Here is a 19,388-nt window from a genome sequence, read left to right as displayed (position 1 = left end):
ATTCCTATACATTTACAAGTGTAAGCCACTCGGCCACAAGTGCCGGTTTTGCCTGATCTTCGATTTCAATCGTGACTTCCATGATCAACTGATAACTTCCCTTATTTTTTTGGGAAACATTTTTTAAGTGAAAATTTCCACGCACCCGCTTACCGCTATGTACAGGACTCATAAAACGCAAATTATTGATGCCATAATTCACGCCAGATTTCTGCCCCTGTACAGTCGGCAACACCTGAGCGGCCATCGCTGAAAGTAAAGAGAGTGTTAAAAAACCATGGGCAATCGTGCCACCAAAAGGTGTTTGGCGAGCAGCTTCTTCATCCACATGAATAAATTGATGATCTTGTGTGACATCCGCAAAGGTATTAATCATGCTTTGATCAATGGTCATCCATTGCGAGCTACCCAATGCTTGACCTTGCAACTCAACCAGTTGGTCGATGCTTAATATATTTTTTGTCAAAATTATTCTCCTGCCATTAATGAAGCTTTTTTCAGCTCAAGCTCACCCTGAGCGCCTCCTCTAACAGGCACAAACTCATCTGTTCGGTCTGAAACATCAGCTAAACTTTGTGCTAAAACATGCGGAACTTGTTCATCCGTACCTAAATAAATTCCTTGCGTAAGGGTAATGTGGGCAGCTTCAAAACTACCTGCGCCAGCACAAAGAATCATACGGGTAGGTGCATCTTCGCTAACCAAAGTCGCGATTGCAGGACTGACCGCACTTGGAGCAAGAGCTTTAAGGGCTTCTTCGGGTAATAATCCTTCAAGCATACGAGTTGCAGCTGTTGGTGCTAGACAGTTCACCCGAACATTAGATTTTTCACCTTCTAAAGCCAGTGTCTGCATGAGTCCAACCAATGCCATTTTTGCAGCACTGTAGTTGGACTGCCCAAAATTGCCATATAGACCAGAGGATGAAGTCGTCATAACGATACGACCATATTTTTGCTCGCGCATGATATCCCATACCGCTTTAGTGCAATTTACTGCCCCCATTAAGTGGACATCAATCACGGTACGGAAGTCGTCTAGTGACATTTTACTAAAAGTTTTATCTCGAAGAATTCCAGCGTTATTAATTAAAATATCTACACGTCCCCAACGGGCAATTGTTTCATCTACCATCTGTTGTACTTGTTCAATATCCGTGACTGAAGCACCATTTGCCATCGCCTCGCCACCAGCCGCAATAATTTCATCCACGACTTTTTGGGCCGCCATGGTTGAGCCACCTTTTCCGTTCACATCACTACCAAGATCATTCACGACCACTTTTGCACCCAAACGAGCCAGTAACAATGCATGTTCCCGCCCTAGACCTGCGCCTGCACCTGTAACAATAGCCACTCGATTGCTTAAATTAATTGTCATGATTTTTTCCTAAACATATGAATAAGATGTATTTAATAAATGTTTTAATAAGCTGTCACGCCACCATCAATTGCAATGGCTTGACCTGTGAGATATGAGTTTTCTTTGGCACACATCATCAGCATCATTGCCACCACTTCGCTTGGATGGCCAAGACGCTTCATTGGCGAGGCCTGCGCTAAAAAGTCTTGTTTCTCTTTGAGTTCACTGTCGACCACCATCGGAGTGGTTGTATAAAATGGACAAATTGCATTAACTCGAATGCCTTTATTTGCATATTCAATCGCTGCTGTTTTGGTTAATCCCACCACAGCATGCTTTGCCGCAGAATAGGCAGCCAATTTGGGAGCCGCACCTAAACCTGCAACAGAAGCAACATTCAGAATAATGCCACCACCTTGTTGCAACATCTGACGAATTTGATGCTTCATTCCAAAGAACACGCCTTTGGCATTGACGGCAAAACTCAAATCCAGATCTGCTTCATCGGTATCAATAAAGCTTTTCATAGGCGGACTCATACCTGCATTATTGATCCCGACATCGATTCTACCAAACTGAGTAACTGCACTTTGCACCAAAGCCTGTACATCTGCTTCACAGCTAACATCACACACTTGCGCAACCACCTCCACTCCTGCTTGGCGTAGCGGTTCAGCTACAGTATTTAACCCTTCAATATTCAAGTCACCCAACACTAATTTTGCACCATACTTTGCCAGTTGCTCTGCCAGCAATGCACCAAATCCACTCGCTGCACCTGTGATTAAGACCACTTGACCTGAATAATGTTCGTACATTGCTATTCCTCCCTAAATAGTTAAACCGCCATCAACCACAATACATTCACCATTGGTGTAACTCGCAGCATCTGACACTAGATACAATACCGTACCTGCCATTTCACGTGGTTCTGCGTGACGGCGTAATGGAATTGTGTCCATCCAGCTTTTATAAATATCTTCATTTTCAAATAGTGCCGAAGCAAATTTGGTCTTGGTAAGACCCGGTAATAAAGCATTCACTCGAATGCCCAATGGTCCACATTCTTTTGCAAAGGCTTTGGTCATATTCACCACCGCAGCTTTGGTAATAGAATAAATACCTTGTCGGTCTCCGGGTTGCAGGGCATTTACAGATGCGGTATTAACAATTGCACCGCTGCCCTGTTCTTTCATTAATTTGCCCGCTTCAATAGACATGAAGAAATATCCACGAATGTTGACTTCAACCGTTTTGTTATAGGCCCCAATATCTGTATCTAGAATATGACCAAAATAAGGGTTGGCAGCTGCATTATTGACTAAAATATCTAAACGACCGTGTTCTTTACGAATATATTCAAAAATTGCTGCAATATCTTCGAGTTTACCCACATGACAGGCGGCTGCCTCCGCTTTACCATTTGCTGCAATAATTTCATTAGCAACGCGCTGGCAATCTTCAATCTTGCGGCTAGATACAATTACATGTGCGCCTTGTTCTGCTAAAAGTTTGGCAATTTCCTCACCAATACCACGGCTTGCACCTGTAACTAAGGCTATTTTTCCAGTCAAATCAAATAAATGTGTTGCCATATCATTTCCTTATGTTCATAGGTTTTATAAAAATTTGTTGTAATCAACGCTTTCTAAATGCTGTTACCACAAGCGCTACATTCAAAATTCACAGTATTAATCACTCTATTTCTTATGCTATTTCCTGACCATATCTAACTTGTTACAATGAATAAAATGAATTGTTTGAATAACAAACTATGAATGAAATGAATAATAATATTGCCTCTCTTGCTCGTATTGACCTGAATTTATTTCGTGTATTTGTGGCAATTTATAAAGAAAAAAATCTAACACGGGCCAGTGAACAACTTTTTCTAAGCCAACCGGCTGTTAGCCATGCATTAGCTCGTTTACGCGATCATTTTAATGACCCATTATTTATTCGAGATGGGCACGGTGTTGTTCCGTCGCCTTTAGCCAAACGTTTATGGCCTAAAATTGAACAGTCATTACAACTTATGCATCAAGCAATTCAAAGCACACATGACTTTGTGCCAGCACGAGATTTAAAGCATCTCACAATTGCTATGAATGATGAGTATGAAGGAATTTTTTTACCCTCTATTATTCAGCACTTAACTCAATTTAATCCTAATTTGCAGTTAAATAGCGTACGCATTGATCGTAAAAACTTAAGACATGAGCTTTCTACGGGGAAAATCGATTTTGCGATTGATGTTCAACATTCGGTTGAAGATAGCATTGGTTATGAATGCCTTACTAAAGATCAATTTGTAGTAATAAGTCGTAAGCAGCATCCCTTATTATCCAAAACAAACCTAACCAAAGAAATTTATTTAGAAGCTAAGCACATTACAGTGTCCTCTCGTCCTACAGGTCGTGTTTTTGAAGATTTTTTCTTATCTAAACAAGGTATCAAAAGAACGATTAGTTTCCGCTGCCAACAATATGAAACGGCAATCCGTCTAATCACACAAATGGACCATTTACTCACGATTCCTCAATGTCAAATTGCTCATTTTAAAGATACTTACCCTCAAATTAAGGTACATCCGTTACCCATTGATATAGCTGGTTATCAAATGAATTTATATTGGGATCAGCAAAAGTCCCATGAACACCAAATAATATGGTGTAAGAGTCAAATATTGCAGCTTATGAATAGTTTATAAAATAGTAAATTTATGACAATAAAATTCTATTTCGCTTGCGCTGCTCATATTTTTATGTATGATTGAGTAATCACTCAATTAATATTTTTGTATATGGCTCGTCCTCGTAGTGAAGATAAACGTAATGCAATTTTAAGTGCTGCTATCGAAACATTGGCAGAGCTTGGCGAGCGTGCGTCTACCTCAAAAATTGCCAAAGTTGCTGGCGTGGCAGAAGGTACTTTATTTACCTATTTTAGTAATAAAGAGGAACTGCTGAACCAGTTATATCTTTCGCTAAAGGCCGAACTACGTCAGGTGATGATGCTTAGTTACCCGACTAACGCTAACCTGCAAACACAAATGTCGCATATCTGGCAAAGCTATTTGGACTGGAGTTTAGAAGCTCCCCTTAAACGTAAAGTAATGGCGCAGCTTTCAACATCGGAACAAATTACTGAGCAAAGTAAACAAATTGGTATGCAAACCTTTTGTGACCTCACCCAAAACATTCAAGAATGTATTAATGATGGAAAATTAAGAGATTACCCACCGTTATTTATTGCTTCAATTTTAGGTGCGCTTGCTGAAGTTACACTCAATTTTATTGCCCAAGACCCTTCTCAAGCCGAGCGTTATCGCAAATCAGGTTTTGAAGCCTTTTGGCATGCAGTTTCAATCTAGACAAGAGTTAAGGATGCGCGGCATCCTTATTTTTGAATGAATTAATGAGTGCGTAAATACTCATTTAAATAAATCGAAATAAGCACTTAGCTCAAGTTCTTATTTGTACATATAGGTTTGTTCCAATAAGGAAAAACAAAATGACTATTTCAAACACAACAGACTTGCCTACTCCCTTAATGCCATCACAGCAACACAATGGCAAATTTAGAAATACGCGTCCGAACCAACACCAACCTTCGTTTGGCAAAACGCTTCAACTCTTGTGGAAGTTTCTATTTAACAAACCTAAAGACACTGTTCCAAACAAAGCAATTCCTGTTTTAAGTTTGTCAAAAGAACAGCTTTTAAGTGCGCCTGACCGTTCTCTATTTCGTTTGGGGCATTCGACCATTTTATTAAAACTGCAAAATGAGTTTTGGTTAACCGACCCAGTTTTTTCAGAGCGTGCATCACCTTTTCAATGGCTTGGACCAAAACGTTTCCATCAGCCCCCAATTAGCATTGCCGAATTACCACCCATCAAAGGCGTAATTTTGTCGCATAATCACTACGACCACCTCGACTACCATGCAGTCATGCAACTTAACGATAAAGTTGAGCATTTCTTAACACCGCTTGGTGTGGGTGATACGCTCATTAAATGGGGAATTCCAGCAGAAAAGGTTCAACAACTTGATTGGTGGGATACTACCCATGTGGATGGGCTAAAATTGGTGGCTGCCCCTGCTCATCATTTTTCAGGCCGTGGGATGGGCGATAGCAATGCAACACTTTGGGCGTCGTGGGTGATTATTGATAATGACTTACGTGTATTTTTTAGCGGTGACACGGGATATTTTGACGGTTTTAAAGAGATTGGACATCGTTACGGTCCTTTCGATCTGACCATGTTAGAAACTGGTGCTTACGACCCCGAATGGCCCGATGTTCATATGCAACCAGAGCAAACTTTACAAGCGCATATCGATTTAAAAGGTCGTCATTTGTTGCCTGTGCACAATGGGACTTTTGATTTGGCACTTCATGCTTGGGATGATCCATTTGAACGTATCGTCGCCTTGGCTCAAAAAAATAATTTAGCGATTAGCACACCGCAAATGGGTGAACTCTTGAATCTTAATGAACCAAATGCCGAAAATTATTGGTGGCGTTCGTAAGTTTGAAGAAATTATTTGGAGAGTAAAAGAATGCTTTTTCTCTCCAATATTTAAATTTTAACTTTTCTTATGTGCCTTCCAAGGAAACTTAATTGTGCACACAACAAAAACCAGAAATAAAAATTGGGAAATATACATATAGTTAAGCAAGTCTCGCCCCACTTTTAATGTAATCCAAGTGTTGTGAATGACATCACTAAATATAATAAGAAAAGTTAGAATTAAGCCGATACGAGGTCTATAAAATAGAAGAATTGCAGCAAGTGGATCAATAAACGTTAAAGATGTCCAATAAATACAAGTAAATAAAGGCGCATTGTTATAGTCCCAAAACAAACCATGCATCAAAACTGTTTGTAAATGGTTGAACCCTGCACCGATAAGGCAAAGTGCATAAATACATCTAATAATAAATTCAGTTTTCAAAACAACTCTCTTATTCATTCATCATGCTATATAAAAAATATTTTTATTCAGATAAAGCTATTTAATATTTTAAGTAAAACAATCTACGCAAATATAATTTAAATAACTCTATAAATAAATGATAAATACCTATCCCGTTTCATCTATCTTACTTATAAGTGGTGAACTATTTGATTAAACACCTATTAGACATTCTTACGATTAAGAGAACTTAATAAAATATTTTTTATAAATTATTAAAATCTTTTTATTTGATAAAATTTAAATTATTCAATAAGATACATTAATAGTTAACACTTTTAAATAACCCTCTTTAAACTAGGACTAACTTTGTCCTAGTTTTATTGTTGACTTAAAACACAGACTACATTAGTCTGTGTTTGTAGTTGATCAATTATGAAATTAAATGGCTTATATCACTAGTAGCGTCGAGTATGCGATTCACTGTCTTCTTTTTCTTGTGAACAATGAAGATAAACCTTTAAGTAGTAAGGATCTTGCCGAATTACAAGGAGTCTCTCCGAGTTTTATGGCCAAGATTTTTCCTAAACTTGAAAAGGCAGGTCTAGTTATTGCTCAAGAAGGTGTTCGTGGTGGATATTTACTGGCTCGATCTGCTCACGAAATCAGTTTTTTAGATATCGTGAATGCAATTGAGGGCGAAAAACCGCTTTTTGAGTGCCAAGAAGTTCGTGAAAAATGTGCAGTTTTTAACAATGCCCCACCCGATTGGGCAACCAGTGGTGTGTGCGCAGTACATGCAGTCATGCTACAAGCCGAAAAAGCCATGCGAGATGCTTTAGGTGCTCATACACTTGGCGATATTGCAGACCGTTTTGGCCGTTATGCACCTGACGTGTTTTTTAGTGATGTAAATGGCTGGATCAATGAACGCATCGAAGGAAGAACAGCAAAAATGCGTAAAAGTAAAATATCGCGGGATACCCCCGACTAATAAGTTAGTAGGGGTTCGCACCCTAACATAAAATACCCTTAATCCTTTTTAAATGCCTTCTCAGATTTTTTCGGACAATCAGAGAATGGATTCGCTCACCCCAAATTTTGTGATGAGTTGGAATGTGATGTCCGAAAATCTATCAAAAGGATAATCAAATGAGTAAGCGTATTATTATTGCAGGTTCTGGCTTTGCTGGCTTATGGGCTGCACTCGCTGCCCAAAGAGCAATTCACTTAGCGTCGCAAGAACAAAACATTGAGGTGCTGATGGTTTCCTCTAGCCCGAATGTTGGGATTCGTCCTCGTCTTTATGAAGCTGTGCTTGAAAACATGAACCCTGATATTTCAGAGTTATTAAGTGTGGTTGGGGTTAAATTTCTGGCAGGTTGGGTAGATAAAATTAATGCCGATCAACAAACAATTGAAGTTTCAACCACCGATAGCAGCAAACAAACTTTAAGCTATGATCGTTTTATTCTGGCAACCGGTAGTACGACTTTTATGCCCCCTATACCGGGTCTAAAAGAATATGGATTTAGCGTAAGCACACTAGAAGATGCTGAAAAACTGGATCAACATCTTAAAAATTTAGCTAACAAACCTGCAAATGCAGCGCGTAACACTGTAGTTGTTGCTGGTGGTGGAATGACTGGCTTAGAAACCGTGACCGAAATGCCTGAACGTCTGCGTAGCATTTTAGATGAAACTGATGCCCGTGTAGTTTTAGTGGATTCCTCAACAGAAATTGGTGCAGCAATGGGTGACCAAGCTGCGACTGTTATTCGAGAAGCGCTTACTGAACTCGGCGTTGAGGGTAAAGCTGGGCTACGAGTTACGGCTTTAGATGCTACTGGCGTGACACTTTCTAATGGCGAAAAAATTAAAGCAGAAACAGTGATCTGGACTGCGGGCATGCGAGCTAACTCACTCACGTCTCAAATTGCTGGTGAAAAAGATAATTTAGGCCGTTTGATTGGAGATGTTTATTTACATGCACCTGAAGCAAAAAATATTTTTGTGACTGGCGACACTGTAAAAGTTCCAACCGATGATTTGGGTAATTTTAATGTGATGTCGTGTCAGCATGCTATGAGCTTAGGCCGTGTGGCGGGCTACAATGCTGCGGCAGAATTAGTGGACTTACCCCTTCATGCCTATAGTCAACCGAAGTATGTGACGTGTGTTGATTTAGGTCCGTGGGGCGCACTCTATAGCGAAGGATGGGATCGTCAGGTTCAATTTGTACGAGAGGAAGCTAAAAAAATTAAACAGGAAATTAATACAGTCTGGATTTATCCACCAGTGGCAGACCGTGAAGCAGTTTTTGCAATAGCAAACCCTGATTTTGTGATTGTCCCTTAAGCTTAATTTTTTACACCTATCCATTTATTTAAAAACCCTAAAAGCAAGCCCATCGCTGTTTTGCTTTTAGGGTTTATATTTAAATCATTAAATTATGACTTTTCTAGCTCTTCTATTATCGCTAAAGCCGTCTTTTTAGCTGAAAAAGGGTTTTGACCTGTAATTAATTTGCCGTCTTGAACGACGTATGGTGCAAAAGGAATAAAAGCTTTTTCATAACGAGCGCCATATTCTTTCGCTAACTCTTCGGCATTGTACGGCACTTTTTTTGCCACCCCTGCCAACACCTCTTCACTCCATGCAAAGCCTGTTAATTTTTTGCCTGTTATAAGTCGTTCACCATTTGAAAGTCTGACATTGAGCAAGCCACAATAGCCATGACAAACACTCGAAACAATACCGCCTTTTTCATAAATATTTTTGGTGATTTCTTGCAGTTCAGGGTTATCTAAAAAATCCCACATCACCCCATGGCCACCTGTGTAATAGATCACGTCATAGTCTTGCCAATTAATATCGGAAGGCTTAAAGGTATTTGCCAGCAGCGTAATAAAAGCCTGATCTTTTTCTCGGTCTTTAACAGATTTATCTGCCACTAAAGGCACAAGCGATTTTGGTTCAATTGGAGTTTTTCCACCATTTGGACTCACAATATCTTGCACATAACCTTGTTTTTCAAACTCATCATAGGCATGGGTAAGTTCACCTAACCACAGTCCTGTTTGTTGATCTACATCCTTATAGCGTGAAACATTGGTCACGACGTGTAATATGCGTTTAGACATTTTCTCACCTCATTTTCATATTTATAATTCTATTCTTTCGTCTATCAAAGCATAGAAAGTTGTTACTGAAAGTGTGTGCTTGGTAAAGTTATGAACCTTGCTTTTGTGTTACTATAAGTCTAAAGTTAGCTTGAATGTCAAGAGAGTATGTGGCTATGAATATTAGCGAGTTATCGAAATTAAGTGGTTTAAGTACCCCTACTATTCGTTATTACGAGCAAATTAAACTCTTGCCTAAAGCAAAAAGAAAATCGAATGGCTATCGTGAATATACTGATAACGATTTGAAACAACTTTCTTTAATCCAGCAAGCTCAACAAGTCGGGTTTTCTTTAGCAGAAATTAAAGCATTTTTGCCATCGAAAGTTGTCGCTTGGGACCATGATGCTCTCATTCAAACGATTGAAACCAAAATTCAGGAAATAGAAATTTTAGAACAAAAGCTAAAAGTCAGTAAGCAAAACTTACATACCATGATTGAAGCTATTAATAACAAACCAGATGAAATTACATGTGAGCAAAATGCAGAACGTCTGATGAATCTCTATTTTGACAACGCAAAAACACCATAATTTCAATTAGAGTTAATCGCTCTCGCGTTGTATAGATGGGTACTGGTATCAACTAAGTAACCAAAGCGTTTAAGTATCAATCTATAAATCTAAAAAAACGAATTACGGACCAACGCTGTAATTCGTTTTTTCATGCAAATACTATAGAAAAAAATCAGCCAATCTTTTGATAGCGAAAACCTTATTCGGGACCATCAATAAATGTGCTGTTTTAATAAAGGCTTTATTAATTAATGACCAGTGGACCAGAACCCGGTAGTTCGGTCACTAGCTTATAACCCATCAATTTTGCAGGTGTGTATGTACCACCCTTAACGGTATTTTTGAGCAAATAATTCACTACAGTCAGTGAACCATTTACGGTAAGGCTATAAGCGTTTTCCGTTTGGATGCGGGCGGTTTTGATTTCCCCACGTGAATTTCTTGCTTCACCCCAAACATAGGTGGGTACTTTTGCGCGGAGTTCCTCATTTGGCCCAACAACCGTTTTTTCTATACGCGATTTAATAAACTTCTGTACAGCATTTAGTTTTAATACTGGGCGTAAATAGTTCATCATTTTCGCACCAAAAATCATTTTGGGAAATGCGGGTACAAACACTTCAATGTTTGGAATACCTGTTGTATAGAAAGCTGTAGATACGTCTCCCCACGGAACACTCATGGCACTTTTTTTACCATCACCAAAATCAATGGTACGCACATAATGGGCTAATGGAACGGTGGTAATTTTGCCGTTTTTACGAATTTTTCCGCCTTCGGCCATGCCTTCTGTACTGGTTTTAGCTGTACCTGGTGAAAACCCTGTTCTAGAGTCAAAACCAAGCGCTAAATGGGTCGCATCTGGCAATGCTTCTTTCAGTGCAGCAGCAACACAATCTGTCGGGATCACATCGAAACCGACACCCGGACAAAGCACAACATCGGCTTTTTCAGCTTGACTGTTAAGTGACTGTGCCAATTCAAATACGGCGATTTCACCAGTAATATCTAGATAGTGAGCACCAGCCTTTATACAAGCTTCCATCATGGGTTTTGATGTTGCTGAAAATGGCCCTGCACAGTGCATGATCAGCTTAAAGCCTTGCAGTTGTTCACTTACCGCATCTACGTTATCAAGACCAAAAGCTTCATAGTCGAGCCCTAACTCTTGAGCTAATGTTTCAACCTTAGCTTTGTTACGACCAGCCAGAGTTGGTTTTAGCCCTTGGCGTACAGCTTCACGAGCGATTAACTCGCCCGTGTAGCCATTTGCTCCATAAATTATCCAGTTTGAATCGTTAGGATTGGTCATAACACAACTCACTTATTAAGAAGCAAATGAATAGTCACGCATGCCTTTTTTGTATTGGCGGGTACGGCATGACATCGCTGATTGTTGCAAAATTAAAGCCCAAGCTGGTGAAACATTTGGTTTTGTTTTTTTACCAGAGCTTAAATTACGTAACTGGAATTTGACCACCGCCATATTGGCAAGTGAAGCAAGTGTTTTGTTCTTCCAAGTAATCGGTTTTAATTCAGGGCTAAGATTCTGGCCTTGTTTCCAAGCATTTGGCAAATTAGGTTCAATCGCTAGAGCTGTGGCAATACCGACCATATCTACACCGCTTTCAATCACTTTCTCTGCCACTTGTTTACGGCGTATGCCACCTGTCACCATAACAGGCATTTTGGCAACTTTACGAATTTCTTGTGCAAATTCTAAAAAATAAGCTTCACGAGCAAGAGTACGGCCATCACGTGCTTGACCTTGCATGGCAGGTGCTTCATAGCTACCGCCTGAAAGTTCAACCAAATCTACAGCGTGTTCATTTAGCATTTTAACTACTTGTTGAGCATCTTCAACGCTAAATCCACCGCGTTGGAAATCAGCTGAGTTCAGTTTTACTGCAACAGTAAACGTAGGCGAAACGACTTTACGAACTGCTTCCACAATCTCAATTAAAATACGAGCGCGATTTTCTAAAGAACCACCCCACTGATCTTGGCGTTTATTGCTGAGTGGTGAAAGAAACTGGCTTAATAAGTAACCATGTGCTGCATGAATTTCTACACCAGTAAACCCAGCTTTTTCACCTAGACGCGCTGTGTTTGCAAAACGCTGAATCACCTCTGCAATCATAGATTCAGTCATTTCAATTGGTGTATTAAAACGATTTGACATTTTGCCAAGATCAAGTGAAATAGCCGATGGCGCCCAAGTCTGCTGACCAAGGTTTGCTTGCATTTGACGCCCCGGATGGTTAATTTGAAGCCACACCTGAGCGCCTTTTGAGCGACCAATTTGTGCCCATTTTTTAAAAGTATCTAGATGCTTTTCATCTTCTAATACTACACCGCCCGGTCCAGTCATCGCTCGGCGGTCTACCATCACATTTCCAGTAATAATTAGACCTACGCCACCATTTGCCCAAGCTTGATATAAACGCATTAATTCTTCTGATGGTGCGTGGTTTAAATCAGCCATGTTTTCTTCCATTGCCGCTTTAGCAATACGGTTTGGAACATATGAGCCATTTGGGAATACTAATTTTTCGAACACTTTCATTGGAATGACCTCATTCAGTATGGCTTTACTTTAAGATTAAAGCTAACTTTAATGTCAATACCTTTTAGCATTTCTATATTTATTACTTTCAATTTCATTTACTTATAAATAAAAAAGAGGCACTTAATAGGCCTCTTTTTTAAAGTTTAAAGCTTTAAATTATTCGCGAATAAACGTCAACAAGTCAGCATTAATCACTTCATGGTTTACAGTTAACATACCGTGAGAAAAACCCGGATAGATCTTGAGTTGGCTATTTTGAAGTAACTCAGCAGATTTTACGCCAGACGTTTTATAAGGCACGATCTGATCGTCATCACCATGTAACACCAAAACAGGAATGGTGATTTTCTTTAAATCTTCGGTAAAGTCAGTTTGTGAGAACGCCACAATACCATCGTAATGCGCTTTTGCACTACCCGTCATACCCTGACGCCACCAGTTAGCAATAATACCTTCAGATGGTTTCGCATCTGGTCGGTTAAAACCATAGAACGGACCAGATGGAAGATCTCGGAAAAATTGCGCACGGTTGGTGAGAACCTGATTTTGCAGATCATCAAAAACTTCTTTTGGTAAACCTTCAGGATTATTTTCAGTTTTAACCATCAGTGGCGGAACTGCACTGACAAGAACAGCTTTTTTAACATTGTCTTGGCCATGACGTGCAATATAATGAGCTACTTCACCACCGCCCGTTGAGTGGCCAATGTGAATTGCATTTTTAATATTCAGATGTTTAACCACTTCTGCAACGTCATCTGCGTAGTGGTCCATATCGTGACCATCCCACACCTGACTTGAACGTCCATGTCCCCGTCTATCATGAGCAACTACACGAAAACCTTCTTTAAGGAAAAAAAGCAACTGTGTGTCCCAATCATCTGAACTTAAAGGCCATCCATGATGAAAAAATAAAACTTGGGCATCACGTGGTCCCCAATCTTTATAGAAAATTTCTACGCCGTCTTTTGTGGTTACATATCCCATCTTTGTTCTCCTGGTGAAAAACTGCTTGTTGATTCGTTATAAAGGATTGAATATTTATACTAAGTTTAAAGTTAACTTTAAGGTCAACTATCTTAATCGTCTTTTAAAAATAAAATTTATATGAAGACGCTAGGCGATATTGTATCTTTTTAATCTTTAATTGTTTTTATTTTATTTCCCTTAAATGTCAAAGACTTTACACCTCAAAATTAAAGACTTGACCTTAAAGTTAGCTTTAATCTTATAGTTTCTGTATTGATTCTAAATTAACACGTATTGAAATATACAGCATTAGCTACTCGGTCAATTAATGTAAAGGTGAACTTTCATGAATACAAAACAACAGTTTACTGAAGTTGAATTTGGGCAACAAAAAGTCAAAGTACCCAAAGGTGGTTATTATGACCGTTTCAGAATGAACCCCGATTTAGATGAAGTCGCGCAAGATCCTGCTGTTGGCAACATCGATTTTTTCCGTCATATACCTAAAAAAATTGTGGAATCCCGAGTAGGTCCTGTTTGGGCACCCAACTTTTATTATCGTAGTGCAAATGTACAACTGCTCATGCTTGCACCTATTAAGCGAATTAAAGCAAAACTTCCTGCTGACTTAACGCCCTTACAACCATTTCCGGGTTACGGGTTGGTTGCTGTTACGTTTTTTACCTATTCTGTTTGTGACAATGACCCTTATAACGAAGTGTCGATTGCGATTGTTGTCCGTAAGCCTAATGCTCGTGGTTCACAAATTGCAGAGTTAATGAAATCGATGCGTCAACGTCATTTTTATGCTCATGTTTTAGCTTTGCCTGTTGATACTGAAATCGCCAGAGTGCGTGGTGTATATGGTTACCAGCTACCAAAATGGTTAACTAAAATTGACGTCAATATTAACCAAAAAGAAGTGCAAGCAGATATTTTTGATGTTAATGGCAAATTGGATTTAAGCTTAAAGACCGCTGTACCGACTTTAAAACATGTTGATTCTGAAACACATATCAACAGAGCCACCATGCTACATGTTGTTGATGGTAAATGGCATCAAACTGAAGTTGAGTCCAACATTCTTTCTTTTGCGCAAAAGCTTTTTCCAAAGAATGTTCAACTCGAGAAAAATGAGGGGCCTTTAACTACTTGCTAAATGAATTAGGTGCTTCAAAAATTTTACGTCTAGATGTTGTTGAAGATGCTCAGGTGGTACTTAATTTGCCGATTAAACTTCTTTGATATTTTGGCGGTATGATTACCGCCTCCCTTTAATTTAAAATAAACTTAAAGCTATTAATATCATAGTCTAATCAGATATCTAAGTTAGGCTATTTTCGCCATTTCGACACTACGCTGCTGCAACAGTTTCACCGATTGCTTCGCTTGCCAAGCTAATTCCATCATATCAACATCAGGAATTTGATCATTTTCCACTACCATTTTTCCAGCCACAAACATAGCTTTAATATGTGCTCTCCCGCCACTTGCCACAGGGCCAATCGCCATATCATGTAAGCCGAAATAACGCGGATCATTCAATTGATAAGCCACTAAATCTGCCTGTTGTCCAACCTCAATTGAACCCACTTGATCTAAACCTAAAATCTTAGCTCCACCTAAAGTTCCCCAACGAATGATATCCTCTATACTTGCAGCATCTGCTCCTCCTTCAAATAACCCACCCTCATATTGAGGTAGAGCCGACATGCCCTTTCTGGCCCGTTGTAACAGCCATGCAGCATGGGTTTCAGATAACATATCTGCGGCTTCATTCGAGCCCGCACCATCTACTCCAATCGAAATAGTCATACCCGCTTGTTCTAAACTGACAAGATCGGCAATACCACTCCCCAAACGTGCATTACTCTGAGGACAATGTGCAATCCCTGTTTGTGTTTGACCCAACAGCTGTATTTCTTCAGGTAATAGCTTAACCAAATGGGCAAACCAAACATCGCTTCCAACCCAATCCTGCTCTGCACAAAACTGTACAGGTGTCATACCAAATTTGGTTCGAGCCGCATCCAGATAATCTACTGTTTCAGATAAATGGCTATGCATGCGGATACCCAATTGTCTAGCAATCTTGGCGCTTTCTCTTAATTGCTGTGCAGTGGTCGAATGCAAAGCTGTAGTGGGTGCCATTACGATTTTCCGGAATGCATCGGAACTCGGTTGATGATATCGCTGTACTAGGAGTTCTATATCCTCCATATAGTCTTCAAATTTCTCAGGGCGTAATGCTTGCGGTAATTCGCTTTCTAAGCCACGCGTTAGAGTTGCGCCACCTCGGCATAACACAAAACGCATGCCTAACTTTTCAGCTTCATCAAATAAAATCGCAGCCCCATCGAATGGCATTTGTGGCCAGTAAAGATAATGATGATCCGCTACTGTTGCACAACCTGACCGTAATAATTCAATTAATCCGATACGTACTGCCACCCGAAATGTAGCTTCATCGAATGCACCACGAAATCGGTATGGCGTACTGGCAAGCCAAGAGGTTAGGTTTTGATTTAAACCTTGCGGTTCTCCCTTCAATAAGGATTGAAATAAATGATGATGAGTATTTACCCAAGCTGGATAAATTACACAGTCTTTCGCATCGATAATTTGTTCATTCGATTGTGCGGTCAGTTGTCCCAATTCAATAATTTTACCGTCTTGAATACGGATATCAGTAAATGAAGAACGTGCTGCATCCCCCGATAACCCTGTCAAAATGGCATAAGCATTTTTGATTAAATAGCGATGATTTAAAGAACCATTATTTGAAAGATCAGGACTCATACTTGTTCACTCTCATGCCATTTACTTAAAAAGAAATGACTTAATAAAGACATCAGCACAAATAAACCCAAGCCTGTGCACGTAATAAGAAATAATGCTGCAAACATTAATGGTAAATCGAGCTGAAAACCTGCTTGCAAAATTTGGTAAGCCAAACCTGCACTAGTCCCACCAGCTCCAGCCACAAACTCCGAAACCACGGCGCCAATAAGTGCCAAACCAGAAGAAATACGCAACCCACCAAAGAAATAAGGCAAAGCATTCGGCACACGTAAGCGCATTAAAATTTGCCAACGACTGGCTTTATTGATCTGAAAAAGATTAAGTAAACCTTTGTTGACGCTACGTAAACCTAAAGTGGTGTTAGTCAATATTGGAAATACTGCAACTAACATGGCACAAACGACTAATGCTAATGTTGTATTTTGAATCCAGATAATCACCAGAGGGGCAATAGCGACAATTGGAGTCACCTGAAATAAAATGGCATAAGGCATAAAACAGGCTTCTACTACACGGCTTTGTACAAAGACGAAAGCGATCAAGGTGCCAATGACTACAGCACAGACAAAAGCCAATAAGGTAATTTTTAGCGTGATCAACAAGCTTCCAAATAACACACTGGACTCTTTAATCATTGCCATAACAATATCGCTGGGTTTTGGTACGACATATACAGGTACTTCAAGCTGTTGAAAACTTAACTGCCAAACTAGTAGGAAAATCAGACCTAACCCTAGTGGAGCTGCAATACGTTGTACCTTTGGATGTTCCATTAATGGTTTAATCATGACTATGCCCTCCGCTTGCCTCAGCTAATACTTGGGATAGATGTGAACATTGTTGAATAAAGACTTCAGAACTACGGAAAGCTTCATCACGCACATAAGGCCCCTCAATTTCAAGGTCAGCCACCACACGTCCTGGTCGTGCCCCCATCACAATGACCCGCGAAGATAAATACACTGCTTCATAGATGCTATGAGTAACAAAAACTACGGTTAAATCTCGCTCAGACCATAATTGACGAATATCACTGTCAAGTTTATGGCGAGTAAATTCATCTAAAGCTCCGAAGGGCTCATCCATTAACAGTAAGTCTGGTTCAGTCACTAATGCGCGAGCCAAAGAGGCACGCATTTGCATCCCCCCCGAAAGCTCTCGTGGATAAGCACGACTAAAGTTTTCTAAACCAACCGCCTTTAACGCGGCCATAACTTTTGGTGTACTAGTTGATTTCGAAATATGCTGCAAATCCAAAGGTAAGCGTACATTTTCTGCAATATTAGCCCAAGGCATCAGGGTTGCTTCTTGAAAGACCATTGCCATTTTGCATTGTGATTGAATCTCGGCCTTGCCATTCCAACGCACTAGTCCCGCAGAAGGTTGCTCCAGATCGGCAAACATTTTCAGTAAAGTACTTTTCCCGCAACCTGACGGTCCAAGTAATGAAACAATCTCACCACGTGCAATATTTAAATCCAAACGTTGTAAAGCATTAGTACCATTTGGATAAGTCTTTTCTACCCCTCTGACCATAATCATTGGCGTAATAAAATTTGAAGATTCATGTATAGAAGTATCAATTGTTAATGCAGAATTCATATGGTTTCCCCTCCGCGCGAATGCCTTTTTTCTTAACCCTATAACCCTGACTACTTAGCAGTTTTAACAAACTGTGTGGTATAAGCAGTTTTCCAGTTGGTTTGAGCTTTTAACAAACCAGCGTTCACCATAAAATCTCGTGTGGCTTTCCAACGCGCATCGGTCATGACCCCGATTCCTTGTGTTTTAGCATCTCCTCCATCAATCAGTTTGAGTTTGCGCATTTGACCTACTGCAAAGGCCAGCAGTTCATCTTTCATATTTGGGTTTTCTTTTTTAATCAAACTATTCCCTAATCGAGGATCAGCTAAATAGTTTTTCCATCCTTCCATCGATGCCTGAACAAAACGACGCATAACATCTGGTTTGTTTTGAATCACATCATTGCGTGTAACTAAAATACCGCCATAAGCTGGATAGCCAGCATCAGCAAATAAAAAGAAATTACTTGAAGGCTCTGCTTTTTTTGCCTGAAAGACTTCAGAGGTTGCATAGGCTTGCTGTGCCACATTTTTGCCAGCTAAAAATGGCTGCATATTGAAGGTATAAGGGCGAGCCTGTGCTGCATTTAATTTATATTTCCCTTTTAACCATGGCCACCAGCTTGCTTGCCCACTGGTTGAAACAAGAATTGTTTTGCCTTTTAAGTCCGCCAAAGACTTTACATCGCCATGAGTTAATACACCTTGTGGGTCAAACTGAAATGGTGCCGCAACTGCTTTGATTGGAAAATTACTTTCAATACCCTTTAAGACCTGTAAATCATAATTAATTATAATGTCGGCACGTTTGGACAATAGTAAGGTCATATTATTGACCTGTGGCCCACCAATTTTAATATCGACATCGAGTCCGTATTTTTTATAAATCCCTTGTGCAAGTGCCTGATAATATCCACCTTGCTCGGCTTGTGCATACCACGTGGTTTGTAGAACAAGTTTATCGGCAGCATAACTGGTTGAACTGAAAATTGTTCCTAGCCCCAATAATGCACTCACAATAACAGTACGTCGCCCTTTGCTTACATAGTGCTGAATATTCATAAATAAGCCCCCTAAATCTGTATTGATTTATCTTGCTATTCTTTTTAGGGGGGCAATCAATGTATCAAATGCACATTTCTCTCAAAACCAAGATGGTTTTGTCCCCAAAAGAGGAACAGCAAACGCTGTAGAGCAATGTCCCGCATGTTTACTACACACTGACCGCTTATACTCAGGAATGAATTAGCAAGCTCTGTGCCAATTTTGATTTCATTTTGTTTTTCATAGTAATAATCTAATTTGGGCTTATTTTTAATCATTCCTCAATGAACAAACTGCGTTAATTAATTTGTTTTATATGCGGCTTAGTGGTGCACTAGGTCATCATTCATGCACTTCACAGGTGCTTTTCTAGCATAAGAGCTTTTTGATTATTCATCGCTGATTCATCTTAAATGCAATATTGCTCTCCCCATCCCAACTT

Annotated in this window: 19 protein-coding genes and 1 pseudogene; 7 read left to right on the top strand and 13 right to left on the bottom strand. The window is 39.8% G+C overall.

From position 1 onward, the window contains the following. Positions 1–4: 4 nt before the first annotated feature. From HMPREF0013_RS06585 to HMPREF0013_RS06570, 4 genes are read right to left on the bottom strand one after another with little or no spacing between them, the layout of a single operon-like run. The gene (locus tag HMPREF0013_RS06585; protein WP_002113725.1) at positions 5–466 is read right to left on the bottom strand and encodes a MaoC family dehydratase; all 462 of its coding nucleotides are present in this window, start codon (positions 464–466) and stop codon (positions 5–7) included. A 2-nt stretch (positions 467–468) separates the two neighbouring features. Continuing rightward, on the bottom strand, positions 469–1,380 hold the full coding sequence (locus tag HMPREF0013_RS06580; protein WP_002113549.1) for an SDR family NAD(P)-dependent oxidoreductase: 912 nt from the start codon (positions 1,378–1,380) through the stop codon (positions 469–471). Between the two features lie 44 nt (positions 1,381–1,424). Then, positions 1,425–2,180: an SDR family NAD(P)-dependent oxidoreductase gene (locus tag HMPREF0013_RS06575; protein WP_002113706.1), complete on the bottom strand. Its 756-nt coding sequence runs from the start codon at positions 2,178–2,180 to the stop codon at positions 1,425–1,427. Between the two features lie 12 nt (positions 2,181–2,192). After that, a complete protein-coding gene (locus HMPREF0013_RS06570) occupies positions 2,193–2,957 on the bottom strand; it encodes an SDR family oxidoreductase (RefSeq protein WP_000190709.1) in 765 nt (254 codons plus the stop codon). Between the two features lie 179 nt (positions 2,958–3,136). On the opposite strand from HMPREF0013_RS06570, the gene HMPREF0013_RS06565 reads away from it, so the two are divergent. The 3 genes from HMPREF0013_RS06565 to HMPREF0013_RS06555 all read left to right on the top strand — a co-directional run bounded on the left by HMPREF0013_RS06565 (position 3,137) and on the right by HMPREF0013_RS06555 (position 5,895). After that, positions 3,137–4,072, top strand: coding sequence for a LysR family transcriptional regulator (locus tag HMPREF0013_RS06565; protein WP_001004589.1), 936 nt, complete (start codon positions 3,137–3,139; stop codon positions 4,070–4,072). Positions 4,073–4,165: 93 nt separating this feature from the next. Further along, positions 4,166–4,735 (top strand): TetR/AcrR family transcriptional regulator, encoded by a 570-nt coding sequence (locus HMPREF0013_RS06560; RefSeq protein WP_002113832.1) that lies wholly within the window; start codon positions 4,166–4,168, stop codon positions 4,733–4,735. Between the two features lie 140 nt (positions 4,736–4,875). Next, complete coding sequence (locus tag HMPREF0013_RS06555; protein WP_002113516.1) at positions 4,876–5,895, top strand: MBL fold metallo-hydrolase; 1,020 nt, start codon at positions 4,876–4,878, stop codon at positions 5,893–5,895. Between the two features lie 57 nt (positions 5,896–5,952). Here the strand turns inward: HMPREF0013_RS06555 and HMPREF0013_RS0105030 are convergent, their stop codons facing one another. Beyond that, the gene (locus tag HMPREF0013_RS0105030; RefSeq protein ID WP_002061057.1) at positions 5,953–6,321 is read right to left on the bottom strand and encodes a hypothetical protein; all 369 of its coding nucleotides are present in this window, start codon (positions 6,319–6,321) and stop codon (positions 5,953–5,955) included. Positions 6,322–6,727: 406 nt separating this feature from the next. Here HMPREF0013_RS0105030 and HMPREF0013_RS06550 point away from each other — a divergent pair, with 406 nt between their 5' ends. Next, the gene (locus tag HMPREF0013_RS06550) at positions 6,728–7,276 is read left to right on the top strand and encodes an RrF2 family transcriptional regulator (RefSeq protein WP_005802146.1); all 549 of its coding nucleotides are present in this window, start codon (positions 6,728–6,730) and stop codon (positions 7,274–7,276) included. Positions 7,277–7,434: 158 nt separating this feature from the next. Next, positions 7,435–8,640, top strand: coding sequence for an NAD(P)/FAD-dependent oxidoreductase (locus tag HMPREF0013_RS06545; RefSeq protein WP_002113829.1), 1,206 nt, complete (start codon positions 7,435–7,437; stop codon positions 8,638–8,640). A gap of 92 nt (positions 8,641–8,732) precedes the next feature. Here HMPREF0013_RS06545 and HMPREF0013_RS06540 read toward each other — a convergent pair whose 3' ends face one another. Beyond that, positions 8,733–9,425 carry a type 1 glutamine amidotransferase domain-containing protein gene (locus tag HMPREF0013_RS06540; protein ID WP_002113715.1) on the bottom strand — a complete coding sequence of 231 codons (693 nt, stop codon included), beginning with the start codon at positions 9,423–9,425 and terminating at the stop codon, positions 8,733–8,735. Positions 9,426–9,580: 155 nt separating this feature from the next. On the opposite strand from HMPREF0013_RS06540, the gene HMPREF0013_RS06535 reads away from it, so the two are divergent. Next, positions 9,581–9,997, top strand: a complete 417-nt coding sequence (locus HMPREF0013_RS06535; RefSeq protein ID WP_002113932.1) for a MerR family transcriptional regulator — start codon at positions 9,581–9,583, stop codon at positions 9,995–9,997. A 226-nt stretch (positions 9,998–10,223) separates the two neighbouring features. On the opposite strand, the gene HMPREF0013_RS06530 is transcribed toward HMPREF0013_RS06535, so the two are convergent. The 3 genes from HMPREF0013_RS06530 to HMPREF0013_RS06520 all read right to left on the bottom strand — a co-directional run bounded on the left by HMPREF0013_RS06530 (position 10,224) and on the right by HMPREF0013_RS06520 (position 13,535). Next, a complete protein-coding gene (locus tag HMPREF0013_RS06530) occupies positions 10,224–11,291 on the bottom strand; it encodes a saccharopine dehydrogenase family protein (protein WP_002113833.1) in 1,068 nt (355 codons plus the stop codon). 15 nt (positions 11,292–11,306) lie between these two features. Beyond that, positions 11,307–12,545, bottom strand: coding sequence for an NADH:flavin oxidoreductase/NADH oxidase family protein (locus HMPREF0013_RS06525; protein WP_002113534.1), 1,239 nt, complete (start codon positions 12,543–12,545; stop codon positions 11,307–11,309). 159 nt (positions 12,546–12,704) lie between these two features. Continuing rightward, positions 12,705–13,535: an alpha/beta fold hydrolase gene (locus HMPREF0013_RS06520; protein ID WP_002113902.1), complete on the bottom strand. Its 831-nt coding sequence runs from the start codon at positions 13,533–13,535 to the stop codon at positions 12,705–12,707. A gap of 328 nt (positions 13,536–13,863) precedes the next feature. On the opposite strand from HMPREF0013_RS06520, the pseudogene HMPREF0013_RS06515 reads away from it, so the two are divergent. After that, positions 13,864–14,762, top strand: a pseudogene (locus HMPREF0013_RS06515) (acetoacetate decarboxylase). 84 nt (positions 14,763–14,846) lie between these two features. On the opposite strand, the gene HMPREF0013_RS06510 reads toward HMPREF0013_RS06515, so the two are convergent. The 4 genes from HMPREF0013_RS06510 to HMPREF0013_RS06495 are packed head-to-tail and all read right to left on the bottom strand — an operon-like array spanning position 14,847 to position 18,964. Then, positions 14,847–16,316, bottom strand: coding sequence for an amidohydrolase family protein (locus HMPREF0013_RS06510; protein ID WP_002113897.1), 1,470 nt, complete (start codon positions 16,314–16,316; stop codon positions 14,847–14,849). Next, positions 16,313–17,107: an ABC transporter permease gene (locus tag HMPREF0013_RS06505; protein WP_002113674.1), complete on the bottom strand. Its 795-nt coding sequence runs from the start codon at positions 17,105–17,107 to the stop codon at positions 16,313–16,315. Before HMPREF0013_RS06505 ends, HMPREF0013_RS06510 begins: the two co-directional genes overlap by 4 nt. Next, positions 17,100–17,921: an ABC transporter ATP-binding protein gene (locus HMPREF0013_RS06500; protein ID WP_002113938.1), complete on the bottom strand. Its 822-nt coding sequence runs from the start codon at positions 17,919–17,921 to the stop codon at positions 17,100–17,102. Before HMPREF0013_RS06500 ends, HMPREF0013_RS06505 begins: the two co-directional genes overlap by 8 nt. Before the next feature lie 50 nt (positions 17,922–17,971). Further along, a complete protein-coding gene (locus HMPREF0013_RS06495) occupies positions 17,972–18,964 on the bottom strand; it encodes an ABC transporter substrate-binding protein (protein WP_002113681.1) in 993 nt (330 codons plus the stop codon). Between the last annotated feature and the right edge of the window lie 424 nt (positions 18,965–19,388).

Origin of the sequence: Acinetobacter sp. SH024 (assembly GCF_000163635.1) — a bacterium.
GTDB classification, from domain to species: Bacteria; Pseudomonadota; Gammaproteobacteria; order Pseudomonadales; family Moraxellaceae; genus Acinetobacter; species Acinetobacter pittii.
The sequence above is the reverse complement of the archived record's forward strand: the minus strand, read 5'-3'. Positions and strand labels throughout refer to the sequence as shown.